This is a genomic window from Vibrio breoganii (genome assembly GCF_024346795.1).
Taxonomy (GTDB): Bacteria; Pseudomonadota; Gammaproteobacteria; order Enterobacterales; family Vibrionaceae; genus Vibrio; species Vibrio breoganii.
The window spans coordinates 446,099-466,747 of the sequence record NZ_AP024865.1 but is presented as its reverse complement, the minus strand read 5'-3'; the positions used below and the strand labels follow the sequence as shown (position 1 = coordinate 466,747).

Genomic DNA, 20,649 nt, shown 5'->3' with positions numbered 1-20,649 from the left:
ATCTCTGGAGCGTGATATTGCTGGGACCTACAGACTGGATATCCAATCCCTTGTGATGCAATCAGTACTTTCAGTGTAATACTGTTTTGAAAGAGTTAGTGTGACAAATAAAGCTATTGGCCGACAAGCGGCCAATAGTTAATCAATTTACGACAAATTAGTTGAATATCTGCGTGTCACGACAGCATCAGCTACCGTCATATTTAAATACCTGATTCTCGAACATGGCCGTTAACAGATCTTTACTCGGATCAGCACCGTAATCTAACTGACTATTCAAGCCCTTCACGACAATGGACTGTGTCTCTGTATCTGGCGTCGATGAGAAATCAATTTGCACATCTTCGTTGTTGCTAAGAAGCGTCGCCGTGAGCTCTTGATTGACTGAGAAGTCTTGCAACAAGGAGTCTAGATCGGTATTCGTCACAAGCTCATCAAGCACACCCGTTAGGTCAATGCTGTCCCCTTCGATTAGATTGAAGTCAGTGATCACATCTTGCGCGCCATCATCTACATCAGTCCAAACAAATAGATCGCCGCCCAAACCACCAGTGAGGATATCTGAGCCTAAACCGCCAATCAGCGTATCAGCACCATCTCCACCAATAAGCTCATCGTCACCGCTAGTGCCCGTCAGCACTGTGTTTTCATCTCCATCAACAATAGTGGTTGGCACAGACTCGGCGGAAGCATCTAGAGGATCACCGTCCGCCACCACATTTGCAGCATATGAAATGACCGATGAATCAGCAGAATCCAATTCTGTTACTCCATCAAACTCTTTAGATACGGCGACTACATCAAAGGTTACATCAGAAGCAGGTAATGTATTAGGATCAGTCACGATAACGGTCGCATCCGCAAGAGCGGCAATATCTAGCACCCAAGTCCCCGCTTCACTTCCAGGCACAGCATTACCTGCACTGGATTGAACGGACAAGGCAGCATCTAAGCCACGAACTTCGACGGTAAGAGTTTCGTTAGCATCGGATAGCGCTGCCATCAAGCCCAACAGCGGGATCCCTCGAGAGATCAACGCAGACTCAGAAATAATGGTGTTCAGGCTTCTTTGGTTGGCACTATCTAGGGTTAAGGTTGGGGCGTTAGCCACGGGGTTAATCGTGATAGTGATGCTGTCACTGTCTGACTCAATGGAACTGTCATCACCAAACACGCCAGCATCAGAGGTCGTTACGGTTAATTGAGCACTGTCGCTCCCCTGAGGGTTAGCATAGAAAACACCATCAGTAGCCGCTGATTCTGCCAGCACTGCATTGACATCATCAATAGGCCCACTTATCAATACGCTACTAGAATTGTTATCTGTGATAGTGACACTGCCATTGCTTGTGACGATGTTGATGCTACCCACATCAACACTCAGGGTCACTTCAATGGCACTACTGGAGAACATGCCAGAGTAATCCACATCGCTGACCTGGATACCTGTCACCTTAACCTCTGCCCCTTCATCTACAGTGACGTCGGTAGGCAAAGTATTTACAGGCGCATCATTGGCGGCAGCAACCTCTATATCAAAGGTTGTTTGTGCAGATTTAGGGTCACTAGGCGTGGCGAAGTTACCATTGTCTTCCACCAGCACTGTTGTCGATACCGTGCCGTAAAAATCCGCATCAGGTGTGAAATTAACACCATTTGCAAGAGCTGCATTGATATTGGTAATGGTGCCCGACAGCTCTACGCTTGCGGCAGGCAGTACTATTGTCTCAATCGTCACACCAAAATCGGTTTCAATGTCGGTAAGAAAACTCAGCACACCAGAATCCACGGTGATAGTGACATTATAAGAAGCGGACGGATCGTCAGCCTCATCAACATCGGAGATTTGGATATCAGTGATTAGAGTATCGGTATCTTCTAACCCGGCTTGAGTAGAAATATCGCTGATTTCTGGTTCATCATTGACAGGATCTACCACAATGTCGAATGAGGCATTACCAGACAGTGGTCCACCACTGCCTTGGTTTCCGCCATCATTAACGGTCACTGTTGCAGACACGGTTCCAACAAAATCTTGTGATGGAGTAAAGATCACTCCGCTATCTAGCAGTGTATTAATATCAGCCGCTAAGCCGGTAATCACGACCTTGCCGTTGGTGATATCAATCTGGCCTGTGAAGACATCTTTTGCCGCCTGAGCAAAATCAAGATCACCATCAGTAACATCGATGGTAACGACATAGTCTGTTGAAGCATCACCTAACAAATCAGGGTCATCAATCTGGATGCCAGTAATTGTTGTAGCGATGTCTTCATCAGTATTCACATCTGCAGTGCCAGTAACAACAGGCTCGTCATTGACTGGATTTACCTCGATATCAAAACTGGTTTGATTAATATTTGAGGTTGTTGAATCCCCAGCATCAACAATGCCACCGTTTGAACCATCGTCTACAGTCACAGTGACAGGTACGGTTCCGATAACATCGTCCCCTGCGGTGAACTCTATGCCACTTGCTAAGGCAGCGTTGATGTCTGCCAAGGTTCCGGTCAGTACTACGGTTGCACCTGTTGCTGGCGTTACCGTGACTCCAGTTGGCGTAGAAGCAAAACCAAAGTTACCCTGTCCATCATCTACTGATAACGTGACACTAAACTCCGCAGAAGGCGCCTCTGACTCATCAATATCAGTAATCTGAATTGTATCAATCAGCACTGTACCTTCTTCATCCACAGACGTGTCATCTATAGGCGCTGCGAACACTGGCTGATCGTTTTCAGGTTGAACGTTAATGACAAACTCTGCACTGTTATCATTTGGTTCACCCACAATTCCGGAGTTGCCACCATCATTAACGGTAATCGTTGCTTTCACATCGCCATTAAAGTTTGCATCCGGATTGAAGCGAACACCATCCGCTAGCGCGGCATTAATATCGGCAATGGTTCCCTTCACTTCGATGGTAGTAGACGGTACATTTGAGGCTGGATTTAGAGTGATACCAAATAGCCCCTCAGCTCCGTCTTGGAAGTTAATCAACCCACTTTCCACTGTAATGGTAAAGGTGTATTCCGCCGTCGGATCATCGGCTTCATCCACATCAGAGATACTTAAATTATCAATGACGTATTCGTTATCCTCAATAGCATCAATCTGTTCAATGCCGCCAAAGAGTGGTTGGTCATTGACCGCATCTATGCTGATATCAACCACTTGCTCCGATATTGGGCCTGTATACTCAATATTGTTAATATCGTACTCAACAGACTGAACCTGCACCCTAATCTGCGATGGGTCCCAGCTGACAGAGTTATTATCCCCTGGATTAAAGACAATATTTTCTAGCTCTTGTGCATCTACATCAATTGTCCAGCTGCCATCACCATTGTCGGTAAATAAAGTACCATCAGACAAACTAATACTTGCACCATCAGGTACATCGAGCACGGTGATACGTAGAGTTTCCGGAGCATTCTCTTCATAATCAGAGCCACTACCATTGCCGGATAACGAATATTCATCATCGACGATATACGCATTAATTGGGATCTCAATATCTTCGTTTTCAAGCCCAGTTACCGCTGTGGCAATATCAGTATCCACCTCGTCTGCCTCAGGGTTAACCACGAGAGTGAAGTTAGCCGTATGCTCAACCGGAACCCCCAATAGTTTTTCTTGGGTAAAGACAATAATGTCAATATCAACAGTTCCACTGAATTGTTCAGCTGGGGTGATTTCGAGATCAGCAAATGAAACCTCAGTAACCGATGGGTTATTTAGCTGTATTGTCCAGAAGCCGTCACCGTTATTTTTAACCACAAACCCATCAGGATCATTTTCATTAGTAGAGCCCACCAAGAAACCAATTGGAACCCCTGAGAGTCTTATAGAAACGAATTCTTCTGACTCATCATTATCCTTTAGCTTGATTTTAAAAGGTGTACCTTGAACCTGGTCAAGAAATATAGGTGTATCTTCTGCGCCCGTAATGACAATTTTGTTTGATCTATCACCACCTTCAACAAGGATGTTATCAACAACAGGTACCACCTCAAACGAAACCTCACCGTTAAATGGTTTTCCAGAATCCACGTTGGACGGGTGATCGTATCCTGCTGTCTCATCAAAAACAGTGGTGTCATTGATGGTTCCAGAAATGGTCAGTTCAACGATATTATCGTTATCACCTGTAGGGAAGTTCTCCGCAGGAATGAACTGAACATCCTTTAAGAAGTCATCGATAGCCGTTGGATTCGCCGGATCGTAAGTCAATGTATAAGAACTTACCTCGTTGCCATCAGGGTCTATCAGTACACCCTCTGTCACATCTTTCAACGCAATAGTGACCGTTTGGAAGCTTTCAACACCACGACCAGAGGCCGTATCAAGATCTGTTGACTCTACCCCAACCTCTAGGTGAATAACGCCATCCTCATATGCAATATCGTCTTGATAAATTTCGGTATCAGTGGCGCTATTAGGGTCAAGCGGTTGGAGGTCTTGATTAAGCCCACTTGTGCCTTTTACAACCGCAGACACCACTTGAGAATCTTCCACCACAGGTGATATTGCGACAGGGATAGTCAAGTCATGATATTTTTCATCACCAGATTCTGTATCTGTGGTAATAGCAGTAAATTTGAGAGCAATGTCACCGGCATAATCTTCTGGTGGAATAAGAATGAGGTTTTCTAACCCAATAATATTTCCAGATTCATCGACTCGGCCTTGGAATACGTATTGTCCGTTGGTGTAATCAAACTCAGCACCACCAATACTAAAGCCTTCAAGTTCTGATTGTGCAAACACCAACGTAAAGATGTCAGCTACATCATCTTTGATGACTGTAGTGGCTAGTATCGCCTTGTCCATAATTTGCTGACCCAAGTCAACGTTAGTATCTTCAGTACCTAAGACAATGTCATCAGGGTCTCTGTTCTCAATAATAACCGCAGCTATCGAGTCGGCGGCAGTGACATTTTCTGGGAAACTTAACGTGACATCTGTTGATTTTTGAACGCGAGCGCTTTCTTCTCCATCCTCGCCTTTGTCATAGACTAGCGCGGTGAAAGTGATGGTTATTTCAGAAAAAGCGCTATCTCCATCATCAGGGATCTTAAGACCGCTTGGCGCTACGATAGTGAAGTCTTCTTCATTGGTTACGACCCACTTACCATCGCCGTTATTCACAGCACCAACAATAACTAACTGGTCTAGAATCTCTTGATCCAGAGTATTGAAGTCAACCACCAACTGTTCACTAATTTCGTCCGGATTTTCATCCAGTTCTGCTTGCTCTTCAGGGGTCAGGGTTGCATTTGGATCATCGGCTAACTTATCTAGCGCATCTTGCTCTGCTTGTGTGATATCGAGGTCTTCGAAGTTAACACTGTAAGCATCGTCTTTTGCTTCATTGATAGTAAAATTAACCGCACCATTAGCATTAGCAACAATTGGGTTATTAATGTCACCTGTAACCTTGTCGTCTAAGTCTGTAACAAACAATATGGCATCAGACTCAACAACCGGACGCACCACAACGTCTATCGTGCCATTAATAATGGTCGTAGCGGAATCCTCAAATTCACTTTGACCGTCGGTAAATTCAAAATCGTCCTCAGTGACTTCTACCTGTACATCTAAGGTGAAATCCCGGCTGTCATCTTGTGGAGGTTTCACTTCTACTTTGCCAGAGCCATTAAGTAGATCACGAAGTCCGTTTGTTTCTGAAATAGTAATTTTTCCGTCTGCACCCACACTTAGCACTGTGCCATTAACACGAACCTCTGATCCTTCTGGGAAGCCTGTAATGGTCACTAGTTTAATCACCTCGTCAGAGTCAGGGTAATCATCTCCTGTTGGTCGCCAGTCAATCTCAATAAAGGTGTCTTCGTTACCAGTAGAAGTGCGCTCATAGCCATCTTTAGCATCAATGACTGGTTGTACTTTTATAACAATATCGCCTTCGATAACCCGCACATCACCATCATTTTCAGTGACGACCAAGGTCGCTTTAAGATCGATATTGCCAGTAAATGAAGGAATAGGTCTTAAAATTATTCCTGTATCAACACCAGCCTCAGTTAGGTTTGCTTGATAGATCGGACCACCAGCATCATCGTAACCAACGAACACAAGGTCAACTGCCTCCCCGTCTTCATCAAGCACCATCACGCCATTTGGGATATTAGAGATTAAAACCGATAATGATTCGGAATCATCATCAGGAGAGTCAGCAAGCTCTCCGCTTATGACTTTAAAGCTCAGCGGTATATCAGTGTCCTCATCAACCAAAGTTTCGACACCCGATGCTTGGCCACTTGCATTGATGATTGGTTGCCAAGTATCACCTAATCCATCAACACTGATGGCAGGGAAATCCGCCACACCTTTGAGATCGACAATAAGCTGACGAGCATCGAGTACTCTGTCATCAGTTATGGTTACAAACGTTCCATTGCCTGTGACTTCATCTATCGATTCTAATTGCTGTGTATAATCGCGAACAATGCCGGTAACGGTTAGCTCAAAATCTACGTTACTTTGAGTAAATGGAATGAATTCAACAAACTCCAGTTGGTCGTAAGGAATCTCATAAACACCATCGGCAACCTCAACAATTTGACTGACACCACTGCCAATCCAATTTAATGTCGCTAAGTTTCCATTGCTGTCTGCTAGGTTGGATATTTGAACAAACAGTGCTTCTGACCCATCTGTATCTAATGATGGGTTCATTGAGATGTGTTGACCTAAGGTAGTCGTTGTATCTTCGTCGATCTCAATACGAGTGACGTTAAGCGTACCCTCATCCGCTATAGGGTTCACATTGATAGTGAAATAGCGTTCTTCCGAGCGAGCTTGCGGCACTTCTGCATTTGGATCGCTCTCGGTCGTAATAGCAACAACCTGAAGCTGAATGGTACCACTCCAGTCGTCCGCTGGATTAACAGTCACTTTACCTATATCATCCGCAGATATAATGAACAGACCATTCTCATCAGGGGTTTGCACGACTCCATCAATAAGTAACTCCTGCCCAAAATCATCCACAAAGCTCACTTCATAGGTAATGGTTTCAGAGCTATCTTGGTCTTGGGTTTGCGCTAGAATTTGCAAGACAGCATCATCACCATCTTCATCTACAGTCACTTCAAAGTTGCCCGCAGACGGCTCCCAAGTCGCAGTATCCGCGATGGCTTTGACCTCTACGGTAAGACTGCCATCCAGCGTTTCACTAACAGCGTTGTTTCGATATACCTCTACACTAAAGTCATAAGTGTAATCTGTTCCTTCCGAGCCTTGGTGACGCGCAGGAACGAAGAACAAATTCTCAACTAGCCAGTTTTCGTTGTCGACGGTCGATGTTTCTAATAGAGCTTTACTGAGAATCACCTCACCGCTCACAACCGGTAGAGCGATGTAGTTCGCACCGTCGAAGTAATAAAAATCACCCTCAGCAGCATCTGCGCCTGTGATAGTAATAGCGCCGAGTTGTTCGTTGTTATCAAAATCTCCGGTATTGACCGCAATGTTGACCTTGATCGGTGCATCACCTGCTGGCAGGTTATCCTGTGCGTTGGTATCACCTTGTGTGACGTTACGCCCCGCATCCTCTGTACCACTTGCTTCAGATAAGGTGATCTCAGAAGTAATGTCATCCACTGTGATAGTCACAGGATTAGTGTCGGTATCACCGTCACTATCAGTCGCAGTAACATTCACATCGATACTGACTGAATCTCCCCCCTGTTGCACATCATCAGCTGCTGTAAAGCGAATACGACCATCAGGGTGGACCTCAATGACACCCATAAGCAGAGTGGTATCGCTAGGATTTGCAGGGTCACTACCATCGCTATAAAGATCGAAGCTCTGGAAGCCACCAGAGGGGTCAATATTTAAGGTCGTGTTACCAATCGTAATTTGAGTTAGCGAACCGTCATCAGCGCCATCAGTGTCAAGCCCGCTTTGTTTCAGCACATTGACTGTGCTCGCATCATCCCCTTCCACAACTGATATTGACTTGCTCACTACCTCAGGTACGTCATCCACAACATTAACCACCAAAGGCTTAGGAAGTGAATTATCTCCATCCATATCCTGCACATAGACAGGAAGGTTAATACTTAAGGTATCGGACTCATTTGCAATGGGATGATCAATCGCTCGAATGAGTTCAAAATCAAATCGACCAAAGTCAGGGCTGCTCAGATCATTATTAATCTGTAGTGAAAGGATATCGAGCGTTTGCCCGTTGATTGTTGCAACTCCCATATAACCGCCAGTGACAGCAATAAAAGAGATAGCAACACCCTGATAAGTGAGAGGGAACAACTGAGTCTGGCCGCCATTGTCCACATAACTTGCAGTGACACTGGCAGTATCTATATAAAAAGCTTCTACATCATCAGTGCCTTTAAGGAAGGTCACTGTAGTGTTGCCATTCTCTAGGTTTCCATCAGGATCATTACCACCTTGAATTGGAGGCGCGCCAGTATCTCCTTGGTCAATATTACTTTCTTGCAATGTCAGTGAAGGAGTAAGGTCAACGAGAGGATCATTACCATCAGAGATTTGGATGTTAACATTCGCAGAACTGACATCGCCATCAGTATCGGTCGCATCTACCACCAAGGTTAATTCGTTAATATCTGAATTGTTGTTGTCTTGCTCGAGCGCCTGCAACTGTTCAATCGTATAGGAGCCATCAAGATTGACCGTGGCCGTTAACACTACATCGGCACTATCTCCAGCGACATGAACCGTGAGCATGGTTCCATCAGCATTAAGTACAAGCTCTACTCCTTGGTTGTTACTCACAAGGCTTGTCCAGGCGCTATCAGTTAATACATCTGCGTTGAACTTAACAGAGGCGACGGCATCAATTCCTTGCACTAAAGCGATAGCGCCACTGACTGGGTCTGCATCCGCATCTAAGATAACGTTCTCATCCACTGATTCGGCTTGATCAGTAGACCTTGGGTCCGTTCCATCTTCGATGTTAATCGAGATCTCTTTAGTGACCGTATCGTTATCCGTATCTGTCGCTTCTACAGTGATACCCAGACGGTTAAGATCGTCAGAGGCTAACTGGTCCAAGGCTTCTAGTTGTTCAAAGCTGTAGTTACCATTGATGTCTATACTACCCACAAATACCGGTGTTTCATTGGCATCATCGGTCACTAAACTAAAGCTTTGCCCATCGACACCGATAACCACTTTTGTCGCCATTCCATTTGAGGTCAAAGAGTCCCAGGCAGCTTGCTGACTCGCCGAAAGAGAGAAGATCACTGAGGCAATATCATCAGCGCCTTTAGTAAGGCCTACATCGCCTGTGACCGGAAAATCAACCACACCGACGATATTATCTTCGTTCCACTCAAGTACAATGGGGTCTTCGTTAAAAGTCAGATCCGCACCATCGTTGATACGAACTCGAGCAACGGCATTGGTAACATCACCATCAGAATCTTCAGCACTCACTCGAATATTAAGGTTGGATCTGTCTTGATTTCCCGATTGATCAATCGCTTGTAGTTGCTCAACGGTGTAAGTGCCATCCATGTTCAGTTTCATAGTTAGAACAATGGACGTTGGGTCCTCTTCTAAAAAGACGGTAATTAAGGAATTATTTTCAGTAAGGGTCCAATCGGTGGCTTTACCATTACTGGTCACGGCGCTTAGGTTGTTCTGTTGATTATTGGTAGGGTTATACTCTAGGCGCACTAAGGCATCACTGCCTAGCGTCAATTCCAAATCACCCGTAACGGGTAATGCGTCTGTCCCTATATCATCATCACTAAAGGTAACGCGACGACTTCTGAGACCAATATTAGTGCCATCCTCGATGTTGATGTTGATGGTACTTCTTGTTTCATCAAGGTCTCCATCAATAGCCACTGTGCCTACTGAGAGCTCTGTTAGATCAGAGGCGGGCTGATCTATCGAGTCGAATTGCTCAATAACATAGTTGCCGTCGATGTCCATGGAGATAGACAGTATGACTGTGCCATCTGCAAGCTGCAGCTCCAAAGAGCGCTCACCTTCTACTAAGTTGGTATCCTGCCCATTGCTAGTGATAGCTTCCCAAGCTGTGCGCTGGTCTGTTGTTAACTCAAAATCTAAACTTGCAAGGTCATCAGGCCCCAAGATAAGACCGATATCACCGGTTATTGGCTGAGTACTGCTACCGACTTCATCCTCATTCCAGCTTTCCGTTTGATCGCTTGAAATAACATTACTACCGTCATCGATAGTGACCGTAATACTGGAATTTGTCACATCCCCATCAGTATCGGTGAATACAACTCCCGCACTTAGCAGGGTTTGATCGGTTCCATTATTGTCTTGATCGACCGCTAAGAACTGCTCAAGTTTGAAGGTGCCATCGGTATTCAAGGTCAGTTTCAAAGCAACAACGTTATTTACGCTCACGATTAAGCTTTGTGCGTTCTGCTCAAGTGCTGTCGCCTCTCCGTTCACCGTTATTGCTTGCCATGCGGCCAATTGTTCTGCCGTTAACTCAAGAACGGCAGTGTCTATGCCATCACTGCCTTGATAGTTCAGATCACCCTCAAACAGATAGCCGGTGTCTCCTATCTGGTCTTCATTCCAGCGTACATCGGCTGGGTCTGTGGTGATAATCTCACCGTCACCAATAGTAAAATCTAAGGTAGCAGTGTCTGTGTCACCATCCGTATCCTCTACCTCAACGCCTAGCGTAAGCTGAGTAATACCTGAATCGTCCTGATCCAGTCCTAGGAATTGCTCAATGCTATAGCTACCATCGATATTTAAGCTGACCACCAATACCTCAGTGCCATCAAGCAAGGTAACACGGATCTCTGTATCTGTAGCAGTAAACACCGTTTGTTGTTCATCGCTCATGAGTGCTTCCCAAGCAGCGGTTTGGGCTTGGGTTAACGTGAAGCGCATCTGGGCGATATCATCGCTACCAGAGACAAGATCCACATCAGTGAAGATAGGGAAAATGACTGAAATATCATCCTCACTCCAACTCTGACTATCGTCACTGATCACAGGATCATCGCCGTCACGAATAGTCAGAGCAATATTCGCGCTTGCTTGCGTACCATCAGAGTCAGTGGCTGTCACTGGAATATTGAGAAGCAGTGCTTCTGCAGCGGTATGGTCAAGGGCTTGAAATTGAGTGACTGTATAGTTGCCGAGCAAATCATTAATTTGGATCTCAAGAACCTTGTTAGATGAATCACCAGCAATAAATACGGTCAACAAGGTTCCATCAGCAGACAATGAAACCTCGGTGCTTTGATCATTGGAGATTAGCCCAAGCCAATCGAGGTCCGAAGTTACACTGGTATCGATTCTAAACGTTTCAAGTGCATCGACTCCGGCAATCACCTCTATCACTTCATTAAAGCTTTGCTGGCCTTCTATTTCGACAAAATCTACCGCAGCGTCGTTAACGATAGGGTCCTCACCATCGTATATATTGATGCTAATAGTTCCCGAATCACTATCATCATCAGTATCGGTTACAATAACGTCAATTTGCAAAGCCACAGGCTCAGTATCACTAGGCTGATCAACGGCATCGCTTTCAATAAGAGTGTAGCTACCATCAGGGTTCAGAGTGATCTTCAACACCTCGTTGCTGACATCTCCGCCTTTGTACACAATAAGCTCAGTTTTTTCGCTATTGAGTTGCAGCTGCGTCGGCTGACTATCACTGGTTATGCCAGTCCATGCAGGGTCGGTAAGCACAGCCTCATCAAACTGAACGCTGACAATATCATCGATACCTTTGGTTATGTTCAATGAGCCATTCATCGGCATACCATCGTTTCGCTCGATAAAGCTCAATGTACCGTCGGTAATTAGAGGATCTGCACCATCCGTTATCTTGAGTACGATATTCGCTGTAGAGGTATCGCCATCAAAATCTGTTGCGATTACCCCCGCTATCAGTTCATTGATATTGGTCGCTAAATCTTGGTCCAAAGGAAGGTTTTGAGTGAGGGTAAAACCGCCCGTCGAGTTTAGCGTCAGTTCGAGAACAATGGCATCGGGATCACTGTCTAAAGAGACAATAATCGAGTTTGCAGTCACTGTTATCGTTGTTGCTTCATCATTACTCGTCAGCGCAGTCCATATTCCGTCACTGGCAATACTTGAATCGAATTCGTAGGTTTCTATGGAATCACTGCTCGGTGTAAAGATGATTTCGCCATTAGTAACCGTTGGCAGACCTTCCTCTTTAACATTGATATTGGCATCAGCACTTGTTGGCGCTATCGCATCGTTAATAGTGATATTGATGTTTGCAGAGCCCGAGTCGCCATCGGAGTCTTTAGCCAATACAGGAAGCACCAAATCATTGATGTCTGTGGCGCTGTCTTGTTCTATGGGTCTGTGTTGAGTGATATCATAGTTGCCGCCGTTGTCGATAGTCACTGTCAGGACAGGCTCCGCTGAGTCAATGCCGACCACCGTCAGGGTTTTACCATCGTTAGAAAGGCTGAGTGTGACGCCCTCCCCCTCACTCATCAATCCTTTCCAGGTAATAGAGTCTAGAACCGCAGGATCGAACTCAATGCTTTGAATATCTTCACTGCCAGCAGTAAATGAAATGGTACCGTCAGCGGATTGTTCACCGGTAGTTTCTGTCCATTCAACATCACTATCGATGCCACTTGGGTCATTACCATCGGTCACATTGACTGAGATTGTGGCTGAAGTGGTATCAAGATCACTGTCAGTCACATCAACAGGAATGCTTAAATTAGTCAGGTTATCAATATCTTGGTCTAACGGTTCACGCAGATCTATGCTGTAGGTGCCATCAAGGTTAACGATAACCTGCATCACCACAGTGCCGTCTTCTAGCGTTACCGTTAGGGTATCGCTGACACCCGTTTGATTGGTAGAGGAGAGCGTAACCTCAGTAGGTAGACCATTACTGGTGAGCGCAAGCCATGCACTGTCGTCTTCTAGCGAGCTATTAATGGCAACGCTAGTGACTAGGTCACTGCCTGCAACAAGAGAAAGATCCCCTTCAAACGGCTGCGCCGTGACATCACCAATATCATTCTCGAAGAGGTCGGCCACATCATTGGTCAATGCTGGGTCTGTGCCATCGGTAATCTTGATAGAAACAGGCGCACGAGTCACATCGTCATCCGTATCGGTGACAGCAACGCCAATCTCTAACGCGATTTGATCTGGGTTCTCTGAATCGTTTTCGTCCTGATCTACTGGCAAGAACTGATTAACGGTATAGGTGCCATCAAGATTCACGGTAATTTCAAGGACTGCATCGCCATTGAGCGCAGTCACAACAAGCCCATTGGCCGTTTCCGTTAGTGTGGTTTCTTCACCATTGCTAGTAATGTCTTCCCAAGCAGCTCGCTGCTCATCAGACAGTTCAATAGCCACCTCAGCGATTGCGTCACTGCCTTTATAACCTAAAGTACCAGTAATTGGCAGAGCACCTGCATCGCCTATACTGTCTTCGTTCCAGCTTGCCTCAACAGGGGCAATCGCAAATTGATCACCGTCAGCAATGCTAATATCGATGATCGTAGACACGGTATCTTTATCTGTGTCAGTCACATCAACGCCAACTTGTAATGAGGTCAAATCATCAACTTGGTCGATTGCCTCTAGCTGGGTCAAAGTGTACGAGCCACTGATATCAATGCTCAGCGTCAGTACCGGTGTGCCATCTAAAAGTTGCACTGTTAAACCGGTGTCAGTCACCACCAGTTGCGTTGATTGACCATTACTGGTTAACGCTTCCCATTCGGCTTTTTGTTCATCGGATAAGGTAAAGACAACAGAATCAATGGCATCGCTACCCTTGTTCAGATTAATGCTACCCGTGTCCGTTGCTGTATCGGTCGAGACATCATCTTCATCGAGGCTGATTGAGCCAGCGGCAACTGTTGGATTGTCTCCGTCAGTTATCTTAAGACTAATATTCGCAGCGCTAGAATCACCATCGTAATCTGTACCAATAACGGGGATTAATAGATCGCTGATATCGTCATCAGACAACTGGTCTAAAGCCGCATTTTGTACCACGCTGTAATTACCCGCATCGTCGATAGTGACGACAAGTACCTCAACACCACCGTCAGTCGTAACGGTCAGCGTCTTACCAGAGGTATCAAGGCTAACATCGGTTGCCTCACCATTACTGGTCAGGGCACCCCATGTTGGGTCAGATTCGATAGCCGCTTCGATAACAAGGGTCTCAACTACGTCACTACCTGGGGTAAAGCTAATACTCCCTGTATTTGTTTGTCCAATTTCACCCGTTTCTACATAGGCAACTGCGCTTGGTGGAGCCGTCGGAGCGACATTGTCTGAAATATTGATATTGATATTTGCACTGCCACTATCACCCTCGGAGTCACTGGCAATGACAGGTAGCACTAGTTTTGTTAGGTCTGTAGTTGGATCTTGCTCGATAGGCTTAGACTGAGTAACAAGGTAATTACCATCGTTGTCGATAGTGACCCGCAATACTTCCTCACCCGAAAGCGAAGTGACCACCAGAGTCTTACTATCGGTTAGCTCAACCTCAACCCCTTCTCCGTTGGTTTGCAAGCCTGTCCACACAAGGTCGTTGACAACGTTTGGATCAAATGAAATATCAGCGATGTCCTCACTACCTGGAGTGAAGACGATCTGGTCTCCCCCGGTAACGACACCGGTCGTCTCAGTCAAATTAATAGTGCTATCTTCCCCCGCTGGATCTGCACCATCGTTAATGATAATGCTGATGTTCGCTTGGGAACTGTCTCCATCAGCATCATTTGCCGATACAGGAAGAATCAGTGTTACTGAATCGCCATTGCGTTGGTCTATCGGAGCAATCTGTTCAACAGTGTATGTTCCATCAAGATTAACGATAATTCTCAGTACTGGAGCGCCATTGTCCACGCGACTTAGCAGCAAGGTATCGTCAATACCGACTTGATTTGTCGAAGAGAGATCAAGGCTCACCGCGACGCCATTACTCGTCACTGAAGTCCAATCTAAATTAGATAAAATAGAGTCATCAATAACAACGGACTCTATCAGATCCGATCCCTTCAATAGACCTAAATCGCCATCTTGTGGCTGGAAGTTAGGATCACCAATTTGATCCTCTTCCATCGTTACGCCATCGTCTGAGATTGCAGGATCATCACCGTCAGTGACAGGCATAGATATAGTGGTGGAACTCACGTCACCATCAGTATCGGTAACATCGACAATCAAGGTGAGATCATTGATATTACTATTCACATCTTGTTCTAGAGCTTGCAGCTGTTCGATTATGTACGTGCCGTCAAAAGAGACTGTCGCGTTAAGAACCACATCATTTAAGTCGCCTGCAACATGAACAACCAATGTTGTGCCATCTTCGCTTAAGGAAAGCTCGGTATCGCGATTATCTGAGGTGAGAGCCAGCCAAGTGGCATCACTTAGCACACTGTCGTTAAACTCGACACTGGCGATGGCATCCACACCCTGACTCAATAGAATATCGCCAGCTTCAGATGACGGGATGTCATTTTCATTCAATGGTGTTGAGACGTTACCTGGCCTGCTTGGATCCATACCATCATTGATGGTGATATCAATAACGGCAATATCCGAATCGCCGTCGGCATCGGTCGCAGTCATTGTTACTGAAAGCAGATTTTGATCGTCTACAGGTTGGTCAAGAGAGAGGAATTGGGTGATGGAATAGTTACCATCAAGTCCAACATCTAGGCGCAATACCTCTGTAACGTTATCTGTCAGCGTTAGGACTAAACTCCCATCAACAACACTTAGGTTGGTGGCTTGGCCATTACTCGTTAACGCGTCCCAGGCGGCTAGCTCTGCCGAGGTAAGAGTCACACTTATAGATTCGACGATATCACTGCCAACATTCAAGCTAAGAGAGCCGGTTTGCTCAGTGTTAGTACTATCATCAAACAGCTCTACCACACTGTCTGAAATAACCGGATCATCACCATCTAGAATACTGATAGTGATCGACTCTGTTACGGAGTCGTTATCCGTATCTGTTACTACAACCGGAAGGGTTAGCGTAAGGGTGTCATTGGTATTGTGCTCAAGTGCCTGAAATTGTGTAACCGTATAAGTGCCGTCTGCATTAACTTCAGCCTGAAGGACTACATTGCTTGGATCGCCTGCGATATAAACAACAAGCACATTGTCAGTAACTAGAGTCTCCGTATTCAAATTATTACTGAGCAAACCGGTCCACTGCGCGTTTGCCTCTACTGCCGTCTTATCAAATACCACCGTATCGACATTGTCGCTACCCATCGTCACAGCAACCGTTCCGCTAACAGAAATCTCACTTCCCGCTTCATTGATATTCGGAGCAACACTTGGAGTTAGGCTTGGATCCAAACCATCGGTGATATTGACGTTAATATTGGTTGAAATGACGTCATCATCGGTATCCGTCAAATCCACCTGCAGTGTCAGCATTAGCTGCTCCACTACGGAGTGATCAAGGGCTTGAAATTGAGTCACGCGGAAATTGCCAGCTAGGTCTAGAAGCTCAACCTCCAACACAACATTCGCAGAATCTCCTACGACGAACACAGAAAGCAAGGTGCCATCTGCGCTTAACGATAGTTCTAGGCCTTGATCGTTGCTGACAAGTCCAGTCCAATCAGAGTCACTGAGCACAGCCTCATTGAATACAATGCTATCAATCGCATCTGCACCTTGATCAATTTCAAAATGATCGATAAAGGTTTGCTCTGTGGATTTCTCTACAAACTCAACCGTCGCATCACCTGCGCTTGGATTTGCACCATCAAGAATGGTGATGGAAATATTTGCTGTAGCAACGTCATCATCGGTATCTGTTACCACTACAGGAAGGATTAATTCAATATCCAGCGAGTCATCGTCTTGATCAATAGATTCAAACTGCTGGATTAAGTAACGCCCTCCAAGACCTATAGTCACCTCAAGAACTGGCACCTCTTGTGCTGGTAAGGGGTCTGAAACAATGTAGTAAACGGTAAGAACGTTATCTTCTAACCTAAGCTCTGTATTAATCCCATCTGAGGTAATACCGGTCCAAACCGGATCGTTGAGGACGGCAGGGGCAAATACAACAGTGGCAATATCGTCTGAACCTTTATCAATTCTTATCGTTCCTGCGGCATTGCGCAGCCCATCTTCAAGCTCGGTAAATTCGACACTGGAGTCTTGAGCACTTGGGTCTAAGCCATCGTTCACTTTGATAGTAATGACTTCATTGCCAGTATCACCATCATAATCTGTAGCTATAACCGTGATGGGCAGCTCTAACAGGTTATCTAACGGGTGATCTAGAGCGGCATTTTGTACCACTGTATATGAGCCATCGGTGTTGACCGTAATAGTCATCACCACTTCGCTTGGGTTACTAATGGTTGTTAGAGTCAATACCGTATTATTTTCTGAAAGAGAAACATCTACCGGCGTATCATTCGAGGTCAAGCCGCTCCAAATTGGATCGGTCTCTGTGGATGCAGCAAATTGCACGGTTTCAATAGCATCACTAAAGACAGTGAAGTCTATCTGGCCAACGATAGTCTGTCCTGCGTCCCCCGTCTCAACATAATCAACTTCACTCGGTGCGCCCTCTGGGCTAGTGTTATCGCGGATTACTATATTGATATTTTCAGTGACTGAATCACCATCAGTATCTGTAGCTGTCGTCGGTAAAACCAGTCTTAAAACGTTATTATCCTGCTCAATAGCGCGGTATTGTGTCAGGGTGTATTCGCCACTATTGTCGATAACCACTTCTAGAACTGGGTCACCACCTACGGTGGTTACGGTAAGGGTTTTCCCATCTTCAGAAACGCTTACGTTGGTTGCTTCCCCGTTACTTAGAATGCTAGTCCAGTTAGGGTCTGTCTCTACAGTCGATTCGAAAGAAATGTCAGCAAGATTATCACTGCCTTTAGTGAACTCTATGGTTCGAGTTTGGCTTTGTTCTCCTACAATCTCGGTGTAATCAAGCAGGCTTGGTTCACCCGTTGGATCTGCTCCATCCTCGATAACCACCTTTATGGTAGAAGGTGTCGCATCACCATCGAAATCCACTACATGCACAGGTATATCAAGTTCAGTTAGATTCGTAGAGTCCTGATCTAGTGGCTGTTTTAATGTGGCGATGTAGGTACCGTCAATATTGACAACAATTTCTAGAACGACGACGCTCGGTGCATCGGCCAGCGTTACTACTATCTTGTCGACGATAGGGTTGGAATCCACATCAACTTGGGAATCTGACGTTAACGTCACACTGGTTTGCAAGCCATTAGAGGTAAGAGAAGACCAGATAGGATCGCTCAATAGGGCGTCATTAATGGTTAAATATGCTGCGGTATCACTTCCTAAAGAGAGTCCTGTATCACCATCAGCAGAATTAGCACTAACCTCTTCCCCTTCACTGATAATGGTCGTATCCGTGGCGACAACTGAATCAAAACCAGGGTTGTTTCCGTCTGCGATAACGGTTCTAAACGAAATAGGATCAACTAACTCAAATCCACTGGAGTCCTTACCCGTAATGTCGAACCCGATATTCAGCTTATCATCAGAGACTGAAATGTAGTCGCCGCTAAAGTCGATATGATCAATAGGTCCTGAAATCACCGTAGTGACCACTAGGTCGATGCCGTTTTCTATTGGATTTGGGGTGATGGTAATAGAAAGGACTTCCTCACCATCTACAGAGCCAACGATAGCATTTACGCTAGCGTCATAGATAAAGGAAACCGCTTCGCCCGCAGAGGTAATATTGGCATTAAGCTCGGCGAGCACTTGATCAATATCCAACGGAGCCACTTCAAAACTTGCTACGTCTAGTTCAAATGTCGCTTGCTCTATAAAGAAAGAGCCGACAGTCGTTTGTGGGTAGGTACTTTGAGAAAGAGAGCCCTCGACAAGTGCGGTAGCGATACTTCCCCCACCTTCGGCAAAGCTAATGGTTAAACCATCGTCGTCTAGCGGTAGTAGCTCTTGAATGAAGGCATCAGTTTGAAATTGAGTCTCTGGATGGGTTTCTATGTAGTTCATTTCGACGGTAACAAATCCGTCGTTGGCAGCATGTTCGGCGTTAACGTTTTTTCCGGCAGCGGCGGCTTCTAACGCATCAGAGGGGTCCTCACCGTTCAAGATGGCTTGTTGCACTAGCGCGATGTCTTGCTCGGTGTACTGCGCTTGTTCTTGCTCAAGTTGTAATGCGACATCTGTTTGAGATGAAGCTAACTGACTCGCTTCATCAGGGCTAACACTAGCGACACACACTGCGCAATTTTGGTCAAAAATCTCAGCCTTATCGCCATACTGAACCATGACTTTGGCATTTTCACCAATTAAAAGTACGTCACCCTTTTGCAAGGTGTCGCCTTTCTTGACCGCTCTTGCCGCGCTTGACGCATTTATGACAACAGCCTTGCCGTGAGTCTCTACAACAGACACATCTGTGATCAGTACTTGCTCTTCCATAGCCTACATCCTTGTTTCCGCCTCGACGATCCTTAATCAAGGCAGTACAGCTAACATTGGAACATTGCAAACACGTTCCTTTTTCACCTTCATAACATTCTAGCAACTTACCGTCAATTTGGAACCTTTTTCCCCTATGTTAGAAGGTAAAAATTGTGTTCCAACTGTAATTCTACGAAAAACAGTTACATCTTGGTCAGTATTCATCAAACAGCTTTTAAATTAATGAGTTATGTCTCTGGTAAAAAGTAAGGAAGTGACAATAAAAGAGCCTTAATCAACACGAAAGAGCGCACTATATTAGGGGTTAGAAAATCAATAGCGGCTTGAAGTATTTCAATCACTTCGGTTTACCCATTGGCCAATAATCGGTGAGTTTTCTCCTTTACCTCTCCTTAATCCGTTTTGTTGTATCGAAACACTGACTTATATGACTCTAATGTTTCCCTTCAAAGAATCACCATGCATACACAGGTAAACAAAATATTATGCTGACAAAGTCATTATTGGTAGACCAGGAAGTTATTGTCGGTTTGATCACAAAAATAGGTTGAATTCGTCAATATCGCTGGCTGACGGGTTATGCACGATAACGAGTTAACTTGATGAAAAGCAATGACATAACAGCAGTTGAATACACCTGAAAGTGCCAGATGCCTATCGAATAAAAAAGGCAACGTTCTCAGAATCTACACTTTTATCAAAAGGGAATTTAGTTTTAGATGCGCTCTAATTTAGGATTTGGATCGCAAGCCGCTGCACAGTAACTTATTAACAAATCCATAGCTCATTACCCACCTTTTATGATGAACAACGAGCAAAGCCGCTTAAGTTTTAGGCACTGTTCCTTTAGGATTATTGAGGATGTTTTACCTCTAACCACCCCCCATCCACACAAGTTGTCGTTCAATTGTTACCAGAAAAACAAAAGGGCCATCTTATCTTTAGTATGAAGACCAAAAGTCTTGATGCATAAAAAGTCACTCAAAGTGGGTCAAATTATTTTATACAAGAGTAAACGTTTACAATACGAACAGCTCACTATTCATACGCCCGCAACAGAGTAATATTCTGATTGTTTGATAATAAACAAAACCACCACCCATTCTGTAACATACCATGTCTTATATGGAGTGAAATATCTTGAACCCTTCTCTTGATCGAGCTCAAAAATT

1 protein-coding gene is annotated in these 20,649 nt (G+C 45.2%); it reads right to left on the bottom strand.

Features of this window, described 5'->3' with window-relative positions:
• Nucleotides 1–187 precede the first annotated feature (187 nt).
• Entirely contained in the window at nucleotides 188–19,474 is a 19,287-nt protein-coding gene (locus OCU35_RS15140) for a retention module-containing protein (RefSeq protein WP_261826443.1), read from the bottom strand.
• Nucleotides 19,475–20,649: the final 1,175 nt, after the last annotated feature.